Origin of the sequence: Dactylosporangium sucinum, assembly GCF_014647515.1 — a bacterium.
Classification (GTDB): Bacteria; Actinomycetota; Actinomycetes; order Mycobacteriales; family Micromonosporaceae; genus Dactylosporangium; species Dactylosporangium sucinum.
In genome coordinates this window covers 1-372 of the sequence record NZ_BMPI01000056.1, presented here as the reverse complement: position 1 = coordinate 372, position 372 = coordinate 1, and the positions used below count along the sequence as shown (strand labels likewise).

Here is a 372-nt window from a genome sequence, read left to right as displayed (position 1 = left end):
TTCCGCCGCTGTCGCGGACTGGGCTTGTCCGCTTCCGCCATCGTCGCGCGCTGATCTGTCCGCCTCCGCCACCCTCGGGCATGACGCTGTCCGCCTCCGCCAGCCTCGCGCGTTGTGCTGTCCGCGCCATTACCCCGACGTTGGTCGATCTACCCTCATCTGGATCTCCTCGGCCTGAGGGTAGATCGACCAACGTCTGTTCGCTGCTCGGCCGCTGCGCCGCAGCCGCTGCGCCACTGCTCGGCCGCTGCGCCGCTGCGCCACTGCGCCCTTGCGCCACTGCGCCACTGCGCCCTTGCGCCCTTGCGCCAGTGCGCCGTTGCGCCCTTGCGCCAGTGCGCCGTTGCGCCCTTGCGCCAGTGCGCCGTTGCG

At 71.5% G+C, this 372-nt stretch carries 1 protein-coding gene; it reads right to left on the bottom strand.

What is annotated here, in order from left to right; genetic code table 11:
- Positions 1 to 129: 129 nt before the first annotated feature.
- Positions 130 to 372 (bottom strand): hypothetical protein (locus IEZ31_RS57235; RefSeq protein WP_229836407.1); only part of this gene is annotated, 243 nt, incomplete at its 5' end.